Here is a 1,760-nt window from a genome sequence, read left to right on the forward strand (position 1 = left end):
AAACAAGCTCTCAAGAGCTCTTGAAATATTTATTATTACTCTTTAGTGTGAGTTAAAGAGTATGTACTCTAGAAAGGAGGTGATCCAACCGCAGGTTCTCCTACGGTTACCTTGTTACGACTTCACCCCAGTCGCTGATTTTGCTGTGGGCGGTAACTAGTTTAGTATTCCGACTTAAAGCACAATCAACTCCCATGGTGTGACGGGCGGTGAGTACAAGACCCGGGAACGTATTCACCGTAACATAGCTGATTTACGATTACTAGCGATTCCGGCTTCATGCTCTCGAGTTGCAGAGAACAATCCGAACTAAGACATATTTTATAGATTTGCTCCACCTCGCGGTATTGCTTCTCATTGTATATGCCATTGTAGCACGTGTGTAGCCCTGGGCATAAGGGCCATGATGACTTGACGTCGTCCACACCTTCCTCCTCCTTGCGAAGGCAGTCTATTTAGAGTGCTCAGCCGAACTGTTAGCAACTAAATACGTGGGTTGCGCTCGTTGCGGGACTTAACCCAACATCTCACGACACGAGCTGACGACAGCCGTGCAGCACCTGTCTCTAAGTTCTAGCAAGCTAGCACCCTCGTATCTCTACAAGGTTCTTAGGATATCAAGCCCAGGTAAGGTTCTTCGCGTATCTTCGAATTAAACCACATGCTCCACCGCTTGTGCGGGTCCCCGTCTATTCCTTTGAGTTTTAATCTTGCGACCGTACTCCCCAGGCGGTATGCTTAATCCGTTAGGTGCATTACTGAAATGACTAGCATTCCAACAACTAGCATACATCGTTTAGGGCGTGGACTACCAGGGTATCTAATCCTGTTTGCTCCCCACGCTTTCGCGCCTTAGCGTCAGTTAAGTTCTAGCAGATCGCTTTCGCAATTGGCATTCTTAGTAATATCTACGGATTTTACCCCTACACTACTAATTCCATCTGCCTCTCCCTTACTCTAGAATAGCAGTTTTGAATGCAGTTTAATGGTTAAGCCATTAGATTTCACATCCAACTTACTACTCCGCCTACGCGCCCTTTACGCCCAGTGATTCCGAGTAACGCTTGCACCCTCCGTATTACCGCGGCTGCTGGCACGGAGTTAGCCGGTGCTTATTCTTACAATACAGTCAGTATTCTTCTTGTAAAAAAGGAGTTTACGCTCCGAAAAGTGTCATCCTCCACGCGGCGTTGCTGCTTCAGGGTTTCCCCCATTGAGCAATATTCCCCACTGCTGCCTCCCGTAGGAGTCTGGACCGTGTCTCAGTTCCAGTGTGTCTGATCATCCTCTAAGACCAGATATGCGTCATAGCCTTGGTAAGCCATTACCTTACCAACTAGCTGATACAATATAGCCCTATCCCTTACCGAAAAACTTTCCCACCCTAACTTATGTTAGAGCGGAGTATAGAGTATTAGCACTCATTTCTAAGTGTTGTCCTCTTGTAAGGGGCAAGTTAGCTATACATTACTCACCCGTGCGCCACTAATCCGTCTAGCAAGCTAGACTTCATCGTTCGACTTGCATGTGTTAGGCACGCCGCCAGCGTTCACTCTGAGCCAGGATCAAACTCTCCATAATTTAAATGATTATTTTTTAATTATGAAAAATTAAAAAATAAATAAAATAATGAAGTGAATGATTTAAAACTTATATATAAGAAAGTTTTAAATGGCTCTTGATCACTTGTTTAGATATCAAAGATTGACGTTGAAATAATTGATATATTTAAAATTAACAATAAAACTATTTAAAATAAC

At 44.0% G+C, this 1,760-nt stretch carries 1 rRNA gene; it reads right to left on the reverse strand.

The window, feature by feature from the left end:
* Positions 1–72 precede the first annotated feature (72 nt).
* Positions 73–1,581: ribosomal RNA gene (locus KJR01_RS09530) — 16S ribosomal RNA — on the reverse strand.
* Between the last annotated feature and the right edge of the window lie 179 nt (positions 1,582–1,760).

Origin of the sequence: Campylobacter sp. 2018MI10, assembly GCF_018501175.1 — a bacterium.
GTDB lineage: Bacteria > Campylobacterota > Campylobacteria > Campylobacterales > Campylobacteraceae > Campylobacter_E.